16 protein-coding genes are annotated in these 18,055 nt (G+C 45.5%); 5 read left to right on the top strand and 11 right to left on the bottom strand.

What is annotated here, in order from left to right; translation table 11 throughout:
* The first annotated feature begins 72 nt into the window (after window positions 1–72).
* On the top strand, window positions 73–1,053 hold the full coding sequence (locus I3255_RS02200; protein WP_238036360.1) for an Hsp33 family molecular chaperone HslO: 981 nt from the start codon (window positions 73–75) through the stop codon (window positions 1,051–1,053).
* 112 nt (window positions 1,054–1,165) lie between these two features.
* On the opposite strand, the gene I3255_RS02195 is transcribed toward I3255_RS02200, so the two are convergent.
* The 11 genes from I3255_RS02195 to I3255_RS02145 form a co-directional block, all read right to left on the bottom strand.
* Window positions 1,166–1,828 carry a hypothetical protein gene (locus tag I3255_RS02195; RefSeq protein WP_238036358.1) on the bottom strand — a complete coding sequence of 221 codons (663 nt, stop codon included), beginning with the start codon at window positions 1,826–1,828 and terminating at the stop codon, window positions 1,166–1,168.
* A 48-nt stretch (window positions 1,829–1,876) separates the two neighbouring features.
* On the bottom strand, window positions 1,877–3,370 hold the full coding sequence (locus I3255_RS02190) for a GPI inositol-deacylase (RefSeq protein WP_238036356.1): 1,494 nt from the start codon (window positions 3,368–3,370) through the stop codon (window positions 1,877–1,879).
* A gap of 266 nt (window positions 3,371–3,636) precedes the next feature.
* Window positions 3,637–5,862: a PhoX family phosphatase gene (locus I3255_RS02185; protein WP_238036350.1), complete on the bottom strand. Its 2,226-nt coding sequence runs from the start codon at window positions 5,860–5,862 to the stop codon at window positions 3,637–3,639.
* A gap of 283 nt (window positions 5,863–6,145) precedes the next feature.
* A complete protein-coding gene (locus tag I3255_RS02180; RefSeq protein WP_238036348.1) occupies window positions 6,146–6,862 on the bottom strand; it encodes a fumarylacetoacetate hydrolase family protein in 717 nt (238 codons plus the stop codon).
* 105 nt (window positions 6,863–6,967) lie between these two features.
* Window positions 6,968–7,693 carry an ABC transporter permease gene (locus I3255_RS02175; RefSeq protein ID WP_201598886.1) on the bottom strand — a complete coding sequence of 242 codons (726 nt, stop codon included), beginning with the start codon at window positions 7,691–7,693 and terminating at the stop codon, window positions 6,968–6,970.
* A gap of 12 nt (window positions 7,694–7,705) precedes the next feature.
* Window positions 7,706–8,440, bottom strand: a complete 735-nt coding sequence (locus tag I3255_RS02170; RefSeq protein WP_201598887.1) for an ABC transporter permease subunit — start codon at window positions 8,438–8,440, stop codon at window positions 7,706–7,708.
* 448 nt (window positions 8,441–8,888) lie between these two features.
* Window positions 8,889–9,845: an ABC transporter substrate-binding protein gene (locus tag I3255_RS02165; RefSeq protein ID WP_238036346.1), complete on the bottom strand. Its 957-nt coding sequence runs from the start codon at window positions 9,843–9,845 to the stop codon at window positions 8,889–8,891.
* 66 nt (window positions 9,846–9,911) lie between these two features.
* Window positions 9,912–10,817 carry a transporter substrate-binding domain-containing protein gene (locus I3255_RS02160; RefSeq protein ID WP_238036532.1) on the bottom strand — a complete coding sequence of 302 codons (906 nt, stop codon included), beginning with the start codon at window positions 10,815–10,817 and terminating at the stop codon, window positions 9,912–9,914.
* 142 nt (window positions 10,818–10,959) lie between these two features.
* Window positions 10,960–11,760: a transporter substrate-binding domain-containing protein gene (locus I3255_RS02155; protein WP_201598889.1), complete on the bottom strand. Its 801-nt coding sequence runs from the start codon at window positions 11,758–11,760 to the stop codon at window positions 10,960–10,962.
* A 327-nt stretch (window positions 11,761–12,087) separates the two neighbouring features.
* Window positions 12,088–12,885 carry an ATP-binding cassette domain-containing protein gene (locus tag I3255_RS02150; RefSeq protein WP_201598892.1) on the bottom strand — a complete coding sequence of 266 codons (798 nt, stop codon included), beginning with the start codon at window positions 12,883–12,885 and terminating at the stop codon, window positions 12,088–12,090.
* Window positions 12,886–13,265: 380 nt separating this feature from the next.
* Window positions 13,266–13,571 (bottom strand): hypothetical protein, encoded by a 306-nt coding sequence (locus I3255_RS02145; protein WP_238036344.1) that lies wholly within the window; start codon window positions 13,569–13,571, stop codon window positions 13,266–13,268.
* Window positions 13,572–13,976: 405 nt separating this feature from the next.
* On the opposite strand from I3255_RS02145, the gene I3255_RS02140 reads away from it, so the two are divergent.
* The 4 genes from I3255_RS02140 (at window position 13,977) to gltS (ending at window position 17,997) form a co-directional block, all read left to right on the top strand.
* Window positions 13,977–15,278 carry a glutamate-5-semialdehyde dehydrogenase gene (locus I3255_RS02140; RefSeq protein ID WP_238036342.1) on the top strand — a complete coding sequence of 434 codons (1,302 nt, stop codon included), beginning with the start codon at window positions 13,977–13,979 and terminating at the stop codon, window positions 15,276–15,278.
* A 152-nt stretch (window positions 15,279–15,430) separates the two neighbouring features.
* Window positions 15,431–16,168: a ribonuclease domain-containing protein gene (locus I3255_RS02135; RefSeq protein WP_238036340.1), complete on the top strand. Its 738-nt coding sequence runs from the start codon at window positions 15,431–15,433 to the stop codon at window positions 16,166–16,168.
* A 61-nt stretch (window positions 16,169–16,229) separates the two neighbouring features.
* Window positions 16,230–16,604, top strand: coding sequence for a barstar family protein (locus I3255_RS02130; RefSeq protein ID WP_238036337.1), 375 nt, complete (start codon window positions 16,230–16,232; stop codon window positions 16,602–16,604).
* A 118-nt stretch (window positions 16,605–16,722) separates the two neighbouring features.
* Window positions 16,723–17,997 carry a sodium/glutamate symporter gene (gene gltS / locus I3255_RS02125; protein WP_238036335.1) on the top strand — a complete coding sequence of 425 codons (1,275 nt, stop codon included), beginning with the start codon at window positions 16,723–16,725 and terminating at the stop codon, window positions 17,995–17,997.
* The last annotated feature ends 58 nt before the right edge of the window (window positions 17,998–18,055 follow it).

Genomic DNA, 18,055 nt, shown 5'->3' with positions numbered 1-18,055 from the left:
GTGGTTGCTACGATTGATAAATCGGCCATAGTCCCCATAAAGCTAACAACTTCTTAATACTACAAATGACTTATGACACAAGATACTCAAGTCCCGAATATGGACAGCCAAACTGCTGGCACTCATAGCAACAACGACATACGCCAACGTTTTTTTGTTGAAGATTCGCCTGTGCGCGGTGATGTGGTACGCCTATCACGCAGCTACGCCAGTACAATTGCCCAAAAGCCCTATCCCGAAGCCATTAAACGTTTATTGGGTGAGATGCTGACGGCCGCGAGTTTGCTGATCAGTACGGTCAAAATCAACGGTCGCCTGTCTATTCAGTTGCAATCATCAGACAGTGACAGCTTACTAAACTGGGCGATGGCAGAATGTGACCAAGATGGTATCATTCGTGCACTTGCTAGCTGGAAAGGTGAGACGGATGAGCAAGTACATGCGTGGGACAATATGGTTTATGCCAAAGAAGCCTTTGCTGAGCTGGGTGCTATGGGACAAGGGGTGTTGTTTATCAATATTCAGCCTGACGGCGGTGAGCCATACCAAGGCATCGTTGAGCGTAGCCATGACAACTTGGCAGACTGCTTAGCACATTATCAAAAGCAATCAGCGCAGATTCCGACGTTGATTAATTTGGCATCTGACGGCCTGCAAGCGGGTGGTATCCTGGTACAAATGCTACCGCGTACTGCTGAAGAAACGTCTGAAGTTGAGCAGAACGAAGATGCGGGTATCGATGATGATTTATGGACACGTCTAAGCGTGTTGACGCGTACGGTTAAGGCAGAAGAGCTGACGACGCTAGATGCCAACGAGATTCTGTATCGCTTGTATCATGAAGAAAACATCGTCGCCCCTGAGCCTGCGCCTCTATCATTTGGTTGCACGTGCTCACGCGAGAAGTGTGAGATGGCAATTGAGCAAATCGGTGAAGCAGAAGCGTTAGACATCGTCGAAGAACAAGGCGGTACGTTTGAGATGGACTGCGGGTTCTGCGGGGAAGTCTATAAATTCAACAAAGATGATGTAGCAGCGGTATTTACTGATTAGTTTTTTATCACTAAGCATCAACCCTCATAAAAAAACCCTCAAGTGTCATACTTGAGGGTTTTTTTATTTGCAATTTTGAAAAACAAATCACTACTTTGACATTGAACGATCTTCAATCTTGATGCCATTTTTTCATATAATCAATCGCCATTGTATTGATTGCCTGCCAGTTTGAAAGGTTTTTTGCGTCAAAGTGAATCAGGATATTATTGTTATAAATAGGATGTAGGTACTCCATTTGACAAAGACTGTTCTGATCTTCATTTTCCGCTATCCAACATCGAAAAGTGGCCAGCGAATTTGGATAAACATATCCTGTATAATATAAGGTTGAATCATTACTACTATCGGCATAGGCTTCTAAATTGAATTTATCCTGAGTAATATCTCTATGATTTGACTCCTTTATAATTTTAACTCTCGTAGGCATATCGTTGCCTACAATTCCTGAACCTATCGCTGTCCAGTTAAATTTTATGATATCGTCGTCATGTTCCAAAATGTTTGGATCTTTGTCATTGTTGTTTAGGCCTCGACCACTTGGCCAAAAGAAATAACCATGACCCATATCCGTCTCAAAACTGGCATAACTCCCTGTGTCTGGTCTGACAATATGGTTTAAAGGAATGACATATTTGTCACCCTCTACATTTACTTCAATTTGAGCATTAGGGTCGTGTACATTCGGCTTGGCACAGCTAGTAACTATGAGTGCGCCGCCTAATAGCAAAGACAAATTTCTCAGTAGCACTTTCTGAAATGATAAAAACGTCATTGCGCAGTACACATAACGCAGATAATTCAAAATGATACCCACTGTTCTCTACACCGCCACAGACAAACTTCTAGGGTAAGAGTGTATGCGCGGACGTCTAGCATAGTCGATTCGACCATTATCGAGCAGCCATTCAACGACTTGCTCGCGCACTCGCCTGCTATGGATTAAATTCATGTGATTGACGCCATAAAACACTGCTTTATGACCATCTGGCACAAACAACGCATGCTCGGCATCATCTTCACCTAGCGCTGATGCGACCGATACCAAACTGTCCCCTAGCAAATCCGTCATTTTGGATTCGTAATGCGTCTCGAGCAAAGCACTGGCGACAAAGTACGTTTTGATACCAATTGGCAAGCGCGCAGGATGACGGAAGTCTTGTGGTAATACACTGCGTCCCTCTAAGGCTTTCCAATCAGCATCACGAATACTGCCATGACGCAGATCAATAATACCCGCACTGCGCATATCACCAAGTTTGGCAAGCGAGCCTGCAAATGGCAGCTTGGCGATGATGTCTTGCACGTAATTACCGATACGCTCGAGCACCGCTCCATGATGCGGTGAACCTAGGGTGATGAGATTGCCCACGCGCTTTATCCAATCTAGGCGCTCTTGCTCACCATAAAACAGCGCACTACGCGCGACCAAGCCGCCCATACTATGACCAACCAAGTCTATCTGAGTAATATTTGGGTTATTATCGACCAAGTCCTGTAGCAGCTGAGAGAATTTACGACCGCTGTGAGAAATACGTCGACCTGTATTGTAATCTAAGTACAGAACGGTGGTGTCAGGCTGGCTGATATGAATCGCCTCGCCCAGATCATTGCCTTCTTGTGACTGCCAGCTTAAGTGACTCATGCACAAGCCATGGCACAAAATAGCAATCCGCCCTGATAGCTGCTCACTTTGGGGTTTACCATCTTTAGTGTATAACATCATCGGAATTGCGAGCGCATTTTGATTGTTGACCAGATGATCACCCATAACACCATTGATGACATTGACCAGCTTTTTTAGTGAATCAGGTAGTGGCTGAGCCGTTTTTTGCACGATGAAGTTTTTGTATATTCGTAGTACAGAGGCCAGATTGTTACCGACCATCAGCATGATATGGCGTATCGTGCCATAGATGCGCCCAGTGAAACCGCGCTGCCATTTATTGAGATGCTTATCATTGAACCGGCCCAAGGGACGCAAGATGACTTCACGGTGGATGGACTCCACAATCTCAGTCACCTCAACCACTCCCATGGTCGCAAGCTGCGCCAACCCTTCAAAAAAGTCCGCCAAAGAGACAGGGGGTTTTATCGTTTCCTCACTGTCTTCTATGTCTGCCAATAATTTGACCAGCTCATCCATATCGATGGCTTCGAGTTGGTCTATCTGCTCATACAAATCACCATGCCGTGGTACGCTATCAGCTGAGACAAAATGCGCATCAAGCTCATGGCGATTACGCGTATAACTGCTATCATTCTGAGCGCTACTGTCACTAACACGGTTGTTATAAAACAAATTTTGACTGCTCATAGTATTGGCACGTTTAGCGAAAAGGGAGTTTTTCTATACTATCCTTTAACAGTCGCAAATAGAAGTGAATGATTTAGTTTTAGCGTTTGTTTGTGACCAAAAGAGATGTATGGATGATGAACGGTATCTTTATTATTGTTAAAGCATTAACTAATATATGCATCAAAAGAAAAAAATCCCAAGCCGAAACTTGGGATTTTTATTTAGTGAATACTCATTTCTACTATTTTTACTTTCTACTGATTCGTCATCTAGCGCTTACTGAGCTATACCGTGCTGGCTGCTGACTCAAATGATTCCGCCAAGATGACATCGCCGTCTTCTTTGGTAATCATGACCGTTGCTGAGCGCGGAGTACTACCGTCAGCGACCGCACCCCATGTATTACCTGGATGCTGAATGTTGATAAACAGTGTTTTGAAGTCTGGTGTCATGGTAATACCGGTCACTTCGCAGCCTTCAGGGCCGACAAAGAAGCGTTTAATATTGTCGTTACTAGCAGGCATACCAATGCGCGTTTGCTGTCCTGCTGACGTCGTGATGGTCGTACCATCGCTGACTTTGCCCGGTAATGCCGCAAGCAGCATACAGCTAGTAGTATCGGTATACGCACCGTCATCCGTCTGAATCCATAACACACCACGTGGATCAAAATACAAACCATCCGGAGAAGACAAATCATTACTAGCGCTTAACTGCGATAAATTCTCTGCGGACAAGTTACTTGGTGCACCAAACAGATAGATATCCCACTCAAAACTGGTTGCGGCATGATCGCCGCCCGTCTCTGCCCAGCGAATGATATGACCGTTGTCATTACCACTTGGTTTGCCATTGACATTGTAGCTGCGCGGGTTGGCAGCAGATAGCGGTTGACTCTCTTTGACGCCGCGATTGGAGTTGTTGGTCAATGTCACATAGACATCGCCCGTCATAGGACTGACCGATACCCATTCTGGTCGATCCATCTTGGTGGCGCCAGCGGCATCGCCAGCAGCGCGAGCATAAACCAACACTTCATCTTGGCTATTAAATGGTAACGCACTATTGAACGCATCTAGTCCATTCTGACCTTGAACAAGTGCTTTCCACTCACCGCTGCCATCTTCATTAAATATGGCAACATATAGCGTGCCATCATTCAGGTATTTGTCACCAGCTTTTAGCCCGCCACCGATATCCGCATTTGACCACATTGCTTTGGATACGAACTTATAAATATACTCACCTCGGGCGTCATCACCCATATAAAATACCACAGGTTTGCCTTGCTTAACGGGTGCATAGGCACAGTTTTCATGGGCAAATCGACCCATGGCGGTACGTTTTTGCGGCGTAGAGTTTTGGTCAAACGGGTCAATCTCAGTGATATAGCCAAAGGTATTGAAGCCATTACGATAATCAGCAGCAGCACTAGCACCAACAGCGGTCATATCCCAACGTGAAAACTCGTCTGTGATGATGGCATCTTTGGCGTCAGGCGTGTGCCATAGATATCTAGAGCCTGGAGAGTTCTCTGGTGCGCCGTAACGCTCGCGACCATAATTATCACTGGCGCTTAACTGACTGGCATCTTGTCCGCGCGCAAACACACCCAAGAAGTTCTCTTCTGTGGTCAGGTAGGTACCCCAAGGTGACAAGCCTGCACCGCAGTTATTATTAATGCCGCGCGTCTGAAAACCCGTTGGGTCAAACTTGGTTTTGACCAAATCAGAGCCTGCCACAGGGCCTGCTAACTGTGCGGTCGTACTACTAGTGATACGTCGATTGTATTTGGAGTTTGGCACCATCTCATAGCCCATGCCATTTGCGCGGCGCTTCATCTCAACCACTGCCACGCCATGGCAGTTGACTTCACGGCGTATATCGCTGGCCAGGCGGCGGCGTTGAAATAAAGGCGCAGCATCTTTATCTTCGATGACATAATACCCAAACGGGCTTAGCTCCTCACTATTCACGTATTCGTGGTTCATAACCAGTAGGCCATTCTCTGAGGCTTTGGCATCGTACGCATTACCTTTTTTGCCAAAGAACCACATGCCATCGTGGTTGTCACCCATGCGCCATTCAAACGACTCGGCTGAATTTTCACGATTGTCCTTCCAATCTGCAAGGCCAGGCATCAGCGGTGTACCAAGCGGCAATATCATCTCTGCCTTGTAACCTTCTGCCACCGTCATCGTCTCAGCAGTCGAGTGCGCTACGGCCTTAAATTTTAAGGTTTCAGGACGCTTCAAATCACCCTGCGCCGGAATAGCAGCAGCATCGCCATTTTCGACGATAGGACTGCTGATATTGTCATCATCATCACTACAACCAATCAAAGGTAGCGCGCCAAAAAACGCTGCTGCCGTCAACCCTGTACCACCTTTTAGAATACTACGGCGATTCAAACGGCGATTGATAACCGTCTGAAAATCAGTATTATTAGTAGGATTTGAATCTTCAACGATTTCGTGAGCGAGCTCTAGTTCTTTATTCAATAATGTCATTATCAGTCACCTTGCTATTGGGCTAGATTGGCGGAGAGTGGGTCGCGGCGTCACATTACAACCACAAAAATACGAATTCCGCTTAAGTCTACTGACTCTTTATGACAGCACGCTGAACGATAGATGACAAACTCATGACAAATAACTGTACAAACAATTATTGAGAGATGTAAAGATTAAAAAATTTTGAAAAAACATACAAAATCTAAAAAATAAAAGCCCCAAGCAACAGCTCAGGGCTTTTTGATATTTATGACGACTAGTACTGGTTCATTTAGCAATCTTACTGCACTTGTGTTACCCATTCATGAGCACCCAATGTTAGTTTAAGCTTATCGCCTGCTTGTAGTACACCCACACCGCTTGGTGTGCCAGTCATGATCACATCACCTGCCTGTAAGCTAAAAGCATGGCTGATGTTGACCAGCAGCTCATAGACAGGGAACAACATCAAAGCACTATCGCCGTCTTGCGCCAGCTTATCATTGATGGTGAGCTGATAATGTACGTTCTGAAGATTGCCAAACGCTTGCGGGTCGATCCAATCAGCAAGTACGCATGCCCCATCAAAACACTTAGCACGCTCCCATGGATGACCTTTTTCTTTAAGGGTGCTCTGCAAATCACGCAAGGTCAAATCCAGCCCCAACGTCACCCCGCCAATCGCCTGCTGCGCCTCTTCAATCGTTGCCATCGACAGGTCAGCTGATAGCTGAATACATAGCTCAGCCTCGTAATGCGTCTCACCAAATACCTCTGGATTGGGGCGCACCACATCACTACGAATAGAGACCACTGAAGACGCTGGTTTCATAAACAGTATGGGCGACGATGGCACTTCATTGCCAAGCTCTTCAGCATGCGCCGCATAGTTACGACCCACACAGACAACTTTACCGATAGAAGCACGTAAGCGCTCATTGTGATTATCAATGCTCTGTTCTTCATTGACACCAGCGGCAATGGCATTTGCTAATGACACATGTGGCGATTGGCTCATACTAGACTCTCCCTATAAATGATAAATATTTTTCAGCAATCCCTACTATATTGTCTACTGTCACCTTTATTGTCATCTTGACGACCATTCATGACTAGCAACTCACTACGGAATCGTATTGGTCACGACATCTGGTGGCACATAGCTGGCATGTCGGTTCATGCGTCTTTCAAACATTCTAAAGCTAAATAAGATAACCCATGACAGCAATAGATAAACAATACCAGCAGCAAAGAACAGCTCCATCAAGGTATAGGTACGCGCACTAATCGTACGAGCAACACCAGTGATATCCATCAATGCAATGGTGGATGCGAGCGCACTGCCCTTTAGCATAAAGATCACTTCGTTGCTGTAGGCGGGTATCACAATACCAAACGCACGCGGCAAGGTCACGCGTGTTAGCTTCTGCCATTTTGACATACCAAGCGCATCAGCCGCCTCAAGCTCACCGATTGGGATGTTTTGAATCGCACCGCGTATAATCTCTGCCAAATATGCACTGGTATTAAGCGTAAAGGCGATAATGGCGCACCAGTATGCTTGACTGAGCACAGGCTCCCATAAGAATGAATCACGTACCGCTTCAAACTGACCCAAACCGTAGTAAATCAGGAATATCTGCACCAGCAGCGGCGTACCGCGAAAAAAGAAGATATAGAGAAACGGGAGTATCTGTACCAACCAATTCTTAGACAGCCGTAATAGCGCTAAGATCAAACCAAAAAACAACCCAATAACACATGAGATGACCACCAGCTGTACGGTCAATACCGCGCCGCCTAGTAAGTCAGGGATATGGTCAAAAATGACCTGCCAATTCCAATCCATAGTCTCTCTCCTCTATCCTATGGTCGATTGACGGTGAGTCGACTGACGGCTTATCTTTTTGGCATAGCGTGCCGCTGGATTAGCACGCCATTCAAGCCACATCATAAAGCCAGTAATCAACATGGTCAGACCCAAATAAATAATCGCGGCTGCCATATAAAAGGTAAACGGCTGCTGTGTTGACTGCGCCGCACGCGACGACTGATACATGATGTCCTTGAGACCCACGACCGACACCAGCGCGGTATCTTTGAGCAATACCAAAAACAAATTACCCAGACCAGGTAGTGCAATCTGCCATACTTGCGGCAAGGTTATGCGATAAAAGGTCTGAAAAGGACGCATACCAATCGCTTGCGACGCTTCTCGTTGCCCTATCGGAATCTCTTGAATCGACATGCGAAAAATCTCAGTCGCATACGCCCCAAAAGCGATAGACAGCGCCATGACACCGCCCCAAAAAGCGCTAATCTCGACATAGTCGTTGTAGCCGAACTTTTTGAGGATGCTCATCAATAAGATAGAGCCGCCATAATAAATGAATAGCACCAATAGCAGCTCAGGAATACCGCGCATCGTCGCAGTATAGACAGTCGCAAGCTTACGCAGCAACCAGATATTGGACATCTTTGCGGTTGCGCCAAGCAAGCCTAAGGCCAGACCAATAATTAAACTGGTCATGGCAAGCTGTATAGTGACGGTAGCGCCGCTTAATAAAAGCGCACCAAATCCTTGTAAGTCAAACACGATTATCCACTCAGTCTCTTTATATTAGCAATTTGCAAAATATGAGTTAAAAGAATCAGCATCAATAGCTGAACGCGGCTATATACCGTATTTTATACCAAATCAATAAGGATGGTCGGCGCCAAAAAATGACGTCAAAGGAATACGGTTGGCGCTGCGATAATTGACACAGTAGAAATGAGCGCTGATTTTATCATATTCGCTCGCCGTGATGTTAATCCTGACGCGTAAAAGCTGTGTCTAAACCGTACTTAAACAGACACTTGGGCAAATACGCTTGAAACGAACTGACTAAATTTGAGTAAAGCGAATGGTGAATAACGATGACTATGCCATGACCATACGATACGTTTATGGAATAATAAAAAAGGACATCACCATGATGGTAATATCCTTTTATTAATCAAAACAATATTTTTTGACTGCTATCTTTAACTACTGTTAGCTATTAACTAGCGTTTTCCGTCGCTGGTTGCTCGCTAATATCTGCATCTGTCTCTTCGCCTGTATTTGCGTCCTCATCAACTGTACTCGTTGCAGATGATGGCACCGCAAAGTACTTTTGATTGATTTTATCGTAAGTACCATTGGCTTTAATATTGGCTAAAGATTGATTGATCTTTGCTTGTAGCGGATCGCCTGGGCGTACTGCTATCGCAAAGTTATCATTGATATCAACCTCTTCACCTTTGAGTGCATATTTGCTACCAGCAGGAGAGCTCAGCCACTCTATCGCAGGCAACTTATCAGAGATCATTGCATCGACGCGGTTTGATCCTAGATCCAAAAACGCATTGCTCAACGTATCATAAAGCTTCATGTCGGCTTTTGGATACTTGTCTTCGAACCACTGTGATGAGATGGTCGAACGCTGCGCGGCAATCGAATGAGCGTCGATATCGCTTTGGTTACTAGGGTCAAAACTGCTGTCTTTTTTGGCCAAAAAAACCAAGGTATTGCTAAAGTATGGATCAGTGAAGCTAACCTGCTCTGCACGCTCTGGAGTAACAGACATCGCTGCCACGATTGCATCATACTTACCGGCTTTTAGACCAGGAATAATACCGTCCCAATCTTGCGCCATAATCTCACAAGTCACCTGCATATCGGCACAGATGGCATTGGCTATCTCAACGTCAAAACCACCCAGTGTCCCATCCGCATTGGTATAGTTAAAAGGAGCATACGCCCCTTCCGTACCGATACGCAGTACGTCATTCTTTGCTGCTGTTGCCTCAGTCGCGTCAGAATTGGTATCGGCCGCATCCTCTTGGCTATTGCTACAGCCAGCGACGGTAAAAATAGTCGCCAGTGCGAGCAATGGCACAGATAGACGGCTGCACGTCATAGCGCTAATAATAGATTTGCCAGTCGTAGCACAGGCTGGAACACAGTGATTGCTCATGATCATCCTTGGGTTTTCTTGGGTAAACAACACTTTTGAATAACGGTCTATGCAGAAGACATCGTCTTAGTTCGTTGCTGCTTCAGCTGGTGCGTCTTCTTCAACGACTATGACTTCATCAACACCATCAGTCACGACTGCTTTTTGTGCCGCAGCGGTCGAGCTGGTACCAAAGTAACTGCCTGTGATTTGATCATAAGTGCCGTTGTCTTTTAGCTCAGCCAATGCCGCATTGAATTTGGCAACCAATGGATCGCCTTTACGGAATGCAATACCCATTGCATCGTCGTCGCTGCTGATTTCTTGACCTTTGATCTCGTAGCCGCTACCCGCTTCTGTTTTTAGCCAATCAGTGCCAGTGACTTTATCAGACATCATACCGCGCACACGACCTGAGGTTAGATCTAAATAGGCATTGTCTTGAGTGTCATATAGCTTGATATCAGCATCCGCGTGCTCGTCCTGTAGATATTGTGAGGCTACGGTAGAGCGCTGTGAAGCGATTGGCTGACCTTTTAGCGAATCGACACTCAGATCATCGCCTTTTTTACCAATGAGGATGATACCACTATGGAAGTAAGGGTCACTGAAATCGACCACTTCTTTACGTTCAGGGGTGATAGACATACCAGCGATGGCAGCATCAAATTTCTGTGCATTCAGCCCCGGAATTAGACCATCCCAATCTTGAGAGATGACTTCACATTCTGCTTTCATTTGTGCACATAATGCGTCAACCAACTCAATCTCATAGCCGATCAGTTTGCCATCAGCATCGGTGTAACTAAATGGCTTATAGCTTGATTCTGTCGCGATTTTGATATTCATAGGTGCTTCAGTCGCGGTATCAGCTTCAGCATTCTCTGCGGGTGCTGAGCTATTATTACAACCTGCCAGCATTAGCATCGCTGCGCTGAGCGGTGCCAGCCACAAGGCTTTTTTGTTCATTGATGAGGTCATTAGTGATGTCATTGAAATTGTCATACCTATTATTCCTTAATGTATTTACCAGCCATATCGTTAACCACTACTTACTGATTTAGGCTTAACAGCGCGATGCTTACTTGATATTGATAAGCCTCGCTTTTGTTAAGCCTAAATCTTCAGTGAGTCATTATTGACCAAAGTTTTGCTGCTCAAGACGGGCAAGCTCACCGTTGCTACGGATTTCGCTCAATGCTTTATCAAACTCCGCTTTGAGTCCATCCCCTTTACGCACGGCAATAGCAATATTGTCATCGTTATCAATCTCATCACCAACGATACCGAAACCTTCTTTATTGTCAGCGAGCCATGATTTGGCAGAGACTTTTTCGGCCAATACTGCATCGCTACGACCAGACTTCAGATCCAAGTAGGCATTGTCATAGTTGTCATATAGCTGAACGGTATTGCCATCTTTGCCTTCGTAGTTATCTTGTAGATAAGCGCCTGGCGTGGTAGAACGCTGTCCACCAAGCGTGACGTTTTGGATCGCCATTGGATCAAAGCTGCCATCAGTGTTGGTGAGCCATACCATCGTATTGGCAAAATACGGTTCGCTGAAATCCACTTTTTCTTGACGCTCAGCCGTGATAGACATACCTGCGATAACGGCATCATATTTTTGTGCCAATAGACCTGGGATAATACCGTCCCAATCCTGAGCAACGATTTCACACTTGGCTTGCATCTGGTCACACAAAGCATTGGCAACATCGATGTCAAAACCAGCCAAGCTACCATCAGCATTGGTATAGTTAAACGGAGGGTAAGCACCTTCGGTTGCAATGCGGATGGTTTTGCCAGTCGTTTCTGCGGCAGGTGCGTCAGCGTTGGCATCAGTAGTTTCATTGGCAGGTTGACTACAAGCACTCAGCATCAATGCTGCAGTGACGGTCATTGATGACCATAGTAGGCGAGAATTCGACATCATACGTTCCTTAAATTCTGATGGGTGTTGACATAAATTTTTGACAGGATTTTTTGACTTCGGGTTCTGATACTTTGTTCTCTGACGTCCCTGACAGACAAGCAATATAGATAGCAGAATAATGGACAGCCGTTAAAATCGACCGACTATAAACCTTTTGATAATACCTGAGTAAAAAATCAAAAACAAACGTTTTGCATACTTGCAGTGACTATCGAGTAATAAAGGATAAACAATAGTTACGGTATAGTGATTTTTATATTTGATGGGATTCAATGGCGGTAGAGCCGGTAGCGCTCTACCACCATCTTATTTCTGGTTTGAACAGGATTAGTGCGGACGGTGCGAGGCCATAAAATCTTTGACGCGCTCAGAGGTGGGATTGTCAAAGACTTGCTCAGGTGTGCCAATTTCTTCAACCACCCCTTGGTGCAAGAAGACCACTTTGCTTGATACTTCACGGGCAAAGCGCATTTCATGAGTAACGATAAGCATGGTACGCCCTTCTTCCGCCAGCTCTCGCATCACAGCCAGTACTTCGTTGACCAACTCAGGGTCTAGCGCCGAGGTTGGCTCATCAAACAAAAGCACTTGCGGCTGCATGGCAAGTGCGCGAGCGATGGCCACGCGCTGACGCTGACCGCCAGACAGGTTCGCTGGATAAGCGTCTTTTTTATCGAGTAGCCCTACTTTGTCTAGCAGTTTTTCGGCATCGCTAATCGCTTGGGCTTTTTTGATCTTGAGAACCTGCGTTGGCCCTTCAATGATATTTTGTAAAATCGTCTTATGCGGCCACAAGTTAAAGTTTTGGAAGACGAACCCGACGCGAGCGCGCAAGCTCTCTAGCTGCTTAACATCTGCTGCTTGCAACTCCCCTGACTTGGCAGGTTTTAGCATGAGCTCTTCATTGCCGATCAAGATACGACCTTGATTTGGGTTTTCAAGCAAATTAATGCAGCGCAGCAATGTCGATTTACCTGAGCCCGATGAGCCCAAAATAGAGATAACATCACCGTCATAGGCAGTGAGAGATACCCCTTTGAGTACTTCTAATGAGCCATAGCTTTTATGGATGTCTTGTAAGTCTAAGGCGATAGGCCGAGTCGGGTTTTTTGCAGTATCAAGCATGGTTCAGCAGACTTCCAATAAATATGAGTGAAAACACGAATAAAAATAAATAAGAGCTATATATTATAAATAAGAGCTATATAGTATCAGCATCTATAGCATTATCGTGATAATGCTATGCCTGAGTAGGCAAAGAAAAAATGCCATATTGTCTCTTATTCCACAGCAAAAAGGCAAATCTTGTGTTTAACCAGTCAGTTAGTCGATACTAGTCGCTACTCATCAATAATAGCGTCGCTACAAACAGCTGACCCAAAAAAGCCCAGACTGCATTTATCGCTCTGGGCTTTATTTTATCACTTTCGCGTACCGGACGTTGTTTTATCTGATAATGCTATATCAACCAACGCACTATCATAGCGTTTAGCGCGCCATAAAACTTAGTACGTTGAGACATGCTCTGAATCTTCCGTACCATCCAGCACTTCTGCATCATCTGCTGTCGCCACTGCCACATCATTCCCTGTACTGACAGCCATGCCGTCATCGGCGCTAGCAACGGCGATATCGTCAGAGCTGCTTGCAGTCGCGGTTGCATTCTCTTCAACGCTGGTTTGGGCATCGGCTGTCGTGTCCGCTTGCGTTTCCATCGGTGTCTCGTCTTTACTACACGCACTGAGCGCAAGCACGCCTGCAACCAGCCCAACCGTCATCCAGTTTTTGTACATATTGCTTTTAGTAGCCATCTTCACTCTCCATTACTTATTATTTCGTGATGCAGCATTATCTACTGACAACGCTGTTTTGTTAATGCCTACTATACTGATGATGTGCTACGGCTACCTTAGTATTTACAGCACAGTTCTGTTAAAGACACGTAAAGATAGAGTGTGCGATTGATAACAGATAGCCATCAATAAACTTAGGGTAAAATCTATGAGACTGTATGAGATAAAGCTTCATCAGCGTTTTGTAAAGCAGATTCTGTTCACAAAATCATCTTTACTATCGCCGCAATCTCCTCTATGTTAAATAGCATAATGACCTATCGCTATTTAAATAGGCATTCAAAACCTCTTTTTTTGCTAAATTTTCGCCTTTTTAGGCGCTTTTATTTGTATAACACTAATACCACATAAGGAGAATAATTGATGAGTCAAGCAAATACGACAGATATTACTACCTACATGCAGTCTGTTGGCAAGCAAGCCAGAGCGGCGTCACGCGCACTCGCTGCTGCCAATACAGGCGACAAAAACTCAGCACTCATGGCCATTCATGATGAGCTAGTCAATGCCAAACAAGACATTTTGGCAGCCAATAAAATCGATATGGACAACGGTCACAAAAATGACCTCGATAGCGCGCTCCTTGATCGCTTGGAGTTAAACGACGCACGATTTAACGGGATGCTCCAAGGTCTTAAAGACGTGGCTGGCCTCCCTGACCCAATCGGTGAAGTGACTGATATGACTTATCAGCCATCGGGTATTCATTTGGGTAAAATGCGTGTCCCACTGGGCGTCGTTGGTATGATTTATGAATCGCGTCCTAACGTAACATTAGAAGCTGCTTCGCTAGCACTCAAATCAGGTAATGCCATTATTTTACGCGGTGGTTCTGAAGCGTTTGAGTCCAATCAAGCCATTGCCAAATGCATCATAAAAGGCCTAAGTCAGACGGATCTCTCTGAGCATAGCGTGCAGGTACTACAAACGACCGATCGCGCCGCCGTTGGTGAGCTGATCACCATGACTGAATATGTTGATGTTATCGTGCCACGTGGCGGTAAAGGTCTGATTGCACGTATCAGTAACGATGCCAAGGTCCCTGTGATTAAGCATCTAGATGGCAACTGTCATACCTTTATCGATAGCGATGCAGATCCTGAGATTGCGATCAAAGTCAGTGTCAATGCCAAAACGCATCGCTACGGTACTTGTAATACGATGGAGACGCTACTGGTCGATGCGCCTATCGCCAAAGACTTGCTGCCCAAGATTGCCACCGCCATCATTGAAGCCGATGACGCGATGCAGCTACGTGTGGACGATAACGCCCAAAGCATCTTAGCCGATGTGATTACCCTAAACGGTCATTTATCTGCCGCGACTGACGAAGACTGGGATACTGAATACTTAGCACCTATCCTTGCGGTAAAAGTCGTCGACGGTATCGATGAAGCGATTGAACATATCAATACCCACGGCAGCCATCATACTGACGTCATCATTACGGATAACTATACCAAGTCACAGCGCTTCATCCGCGAAGTGGACTCAGCGAGCGTGATGATTAATGCCTCTAGCCGTTTTGCTGATGGCTTTGAATACGGACTTGGCGCTGAGATTGGTATTTCAACGGACAAAATTCATGCGCGCGGCCCTGTCGGACTCGAAGGTCTGACCTCACAAAAATGGATCGTCTATGGTCATGGCGAAACTCGTGCTTAATTTGGTACGTATCGACTATCGAAATGATTAATCAGGAACGTCAGCAATTTTGCTGGCGTTTTTTCATTTGGATAATAGATATTTTAATCATAGGCATTTGAATAACAAGTATGCTAATCACATACGTCTACATAATAAGGAGCGATGCAATCATGCAAAGTGGCAAGATCAAACACTGGAATCAAGAAAAAGGCTATGGCTTTATCGATGTCGATGATCAAGATGAGGATGTGTTTTTTCACGTGAGTAAAGTGCGATTGTCTCAGCCTATTAGTGTTGGACAAAGCGTTTATTTCAATAGCAAACGCAATGACAAAAACCAATTACGCGCCACCGAAGTCACCTCATCTTCATTAAGCCTTGAACAAGACACTGCGTCAGATACCTCTAAATATGTACCTAATAATGCCAAACGAAATACTCACCACAGTAGTCGCAACTCAAACCGCAGCCGTCAAACTAATACTTCAAATAAAAGAAGCCTAGGTTCTACCCTATTTAGCCTCATCGCCATTATTGCTGTCACTATCTATTTCTTTGGCGATTTTAGCTCGACGTTATCTCAGTATACGTCTGACAATACCAGTCAAGTCGCCACGACTGACACAGCGACCACTAGCATTACGGGCGATGCACAGATCGATAAAACGATTGCGCTGATTCAACAAGGTGGGCCATATCCTTATCCCAACAAGGACGGCACGACGTTTTACAACCGTGAAGGTAGACTGCCAGCACAATCGCAAGGCTACTACCGCGAATACACAGTACCCACCCCTGGTATCTCCCATCGCGGCGCGCGTCGTATCGTCACAGGCGGTTATCCGCCCACCGTCTATTACTTAACCGTCGATCATTATGATAGTTTTCAAAGACTGCAAGTGCCCTAACATGGAACAAGCAAATATGAATCAAGAAGCTATAGCTCAAGAAGCCATGGATCAACAAGCTATGAATCAGAAGAATGTGAGCCAAGCCATCCACTATGTTAATCAAGACCACATTAACCAAAACGGTACAGCACTAGTGGCGGATATTCCTCCTACGGCTGTTACCATACCCGTGGGTGACACCCTCGATAAAACCACGCTACTGACGAGTCTGGCTCACGCCTGTGATTTTCCCAGTTACTTTTCGCACAACTGGGACAGCGCATGGGACTGCTTGACAGATAGCGAGGTGGTGCATCTAACGCTTGATTTGACGGTGGTAAAAAGGATAAACACCGAAGACTTCAATGTCTTTAAAAGCATCATTGAGGATGCTTATAGAGATTTTGGCAAACCACAACTGTGGGTTATTGTGCCATCTGAGGATGAAGTCTAGTTTCGTTGTTAAAAAATTAGTCACCGATAATCATTCGTCATCATAGAAACCTGAATTCGAGATAAAGCCATATTTATCCCGAATTCAGGTTAATTTATTTTATATAAAGGATTAACCTATGGAGATTACCTTAAACGGTTATTACACACTGATACTCGCGACCTTGGTGCTACTACTGGGGCGTTTTTTGGTCAAAAGGATTAAATTTTTAGAAGACTTTAACATTCCAGAACCCGTTGCTGGTGGTTTGGTCGCAGCGGTTGCTGTCTATATTCTCAATATGGTTTGGGGATATAGCTTCAACTTTCATCAAGGATTGCAGACCGCCACCATGCTGATGTTCTTTGCTTCTATCGGTCTGAGTGCTGATTTTAGTCGCCTAAAAGCGGGTGGTACACCGTTGTTGGTTTTTACGATCGTTGTGTCCGTATTTATTGTCTTACAAGATGTCGTTGGCGTGGCCATGGCAAGTGCGCTGGGGCTTGATCCGCTGCTCGGTCTTGTGACAGGCTCTATTGCGCTGACGGGTGGTCATGGTACGGCAGGTGCTTGGGGTATTACTTTAGAACAAGACTACGGTGTGGTCGGTGCAACGACACTTGGTATCGCTGTTGCGACCTATGGTTTGGTCGCAGGTGGTATCGTTGGTGGTCCTGTGGCACGGCGCTTGATTAACCGACTGGGTCTAAAACCGACACCAGCCGATCCAAATCCTAGTGATATTGAAAAAGTTGCCAGCGCTCAGTCACTATATAGCACCAAACATGACGAGGAGACTGCAGGTAGCAATAAAGATATCTTTGAGAGACCCGATAGCATGCGCTTTATCACAGCATCCTCTACTATCGAGACGTTGGCGCTATTTGCAGGGGCGTTGGCTTTTGCTGACGGAATGACGCTCGTAGCTGAGGGCACATGGTTCGAGTTGCCGACGTTCGTCTGGGCACTGGCAGGTGGCGTCATCATTCGCAATGTGTTAACGATGGTGTTTAATTTTGAGATGTTTGATCGCTCGATTGACGTACTTGGTAATGCGTCTTTGAGTCTATTTTTGGCGATGGCCTTGCTGTCATTGAAGCTATGGCAATTGACGGATTTGGCAGGCCCTGTATTGGTCATATTGATCGTACAGACCATCATCATGATTATCTACGTCTACCTTATTACCTTTAAAGTCATGGGTAAAGACTATGACGCGGCAGTACTGTCAGCAGGTCATTGCGGTTTTGGTATGGGTGCGACCCCAACAGCGATTGCTAATATGCAAGCAGTCACTGATCGCTATCTACCCTCGCCAAAAGCGTTCTTAATCGTGCCAATGGTTGGTGCATTCTTCGTTGATATCGTCAATGCGACGGTATTGCAAATATTTACCAAGTTGCCGTTTATGTAAGCTGCTGCTGTCATAGGGTAAAGCTTGATTCAATGGAAAAACAAAAAACCGCCTAGCC

Origin of the sequence: Psychrobacter sp. Ps6, from assembly GCF_022129235.1 — a bacterium.
GTDB lineage: Bacteria > Pseudomonadota > Gammaproteobacteria > Pseudomonadales > Moraxellaceae > Psychrobacter.
The sequence above is the reverse complement of the archived record's forward strand: the minus strand, read 5'-3'. Positions and strand labels throughout refer to the sequence as shown.

Excerpts from the sequence above, each read along its gene's own strand:
- I3255_RS02200 (WP_238036360.1), top strand. The coding sequence starts at position 73 with ATGACACAAGATACTCAAGTCCCGAATATGGACAGCCAAACTGCTGGC.
- I3255_RS02195 (WP_238036358.1), bottom strand. The coding sequence starts at position 1,828 with ATGACGTTTTTATCATTTCAGAAAGTGCTACTGAGAAATTTGTCTTTG.
- I3255_RS02190 (WP_238036356.1), bottom strand. The coding sequence starts at position 3,370 with ATGAGCAGTCAAAATTTGTTTTATAACAACCGTGTTAGTGACAGTAGC.
- I3255_RS02185 (WP_238036350.1), bottom strand. The coding sequence starts at position 5,862 with ATGACATTATTGAATAAAGAACTAGAGCTCGCTCACGAAATCGTTGAA.
- I3255_RS02180 (WP_238036348.1), bottom strand. The coding sequence starts at position 6,862 with ATGAGCCAATCGCCACATGTGTCATTAGCAAATGCCATTGCCGCTGGT.
- I3255_RS02175 (WP_201598886.1), bottom strand. The coding sequence starts at position 7,693 with ATGGATTGGAATTGGCAGGTCATTTTTGACCATATCCCTGACTTACTA.
- I3255_RS02165 (WP_238036346.1), bottom strand. The coding sequence starts at position 9,845 with ATGAGCAATCACTGTGTTCCAGCCTGTGCTACGACTGGCAAATCTATT.
- I3255_RS02160 (WP_238036532.1), bottom strand. The coding sequence starts at position 10,817 with ATGACATCACTAATGACCTCATCAATGAACAAAAAAGCCTTGTGGCTG.
- I3255_RS02155 (WP_201598889.1), bottom strand. The coding sequence starts at position 11,760 with ATGATGTCGAATTCTCGCCTACTATGGTCATCAATGACCGTCACTGCA.
- I3255_RS02150 (WP_201598892.1), bottom strand. The coding sequence starts at position 12,885 with ATGCTTGATACTGCAAAAAACCCGACTCGGCCTATCGCCTTAGACTTA.
- I3255_RS02145 (WP_238036344.1), bottom strand. The coding sequence starts at position 13,571 with ATGGCTACTAAAAGCAATATGTACAAAAACTGGATGACGGTTGGGCTG.
- I3255_RS02140 (WP_238036342.1), top strand. The coding sequence starts at position 13,977 with ATGAGTCAAGCAAATACGACAGATATTACTACCTACATGCAGTCTGTT.
- I3255_RS02135 (WP_238036340.1), top strand. The coding sequence starts at position 15,431 with ATGCAAAGTGGCAAGATCAAACACTGGAATCAAGAAAAAGGCTATGGC.
- I3255_RS02130 (WP_238036337.1), top strand. The coding sequence starts at position 16,230 with ATGAATCAGAAGAATGTGAGCCAAGCCATCCACTATGTTAATCAAGAC.
- gltS (WP_238036335.1), top strand. The coding sequence starts at position 16,723 with ATGGAGATTACCTTAAACGGTTATTACACACTGATACTCGCGACCTTG.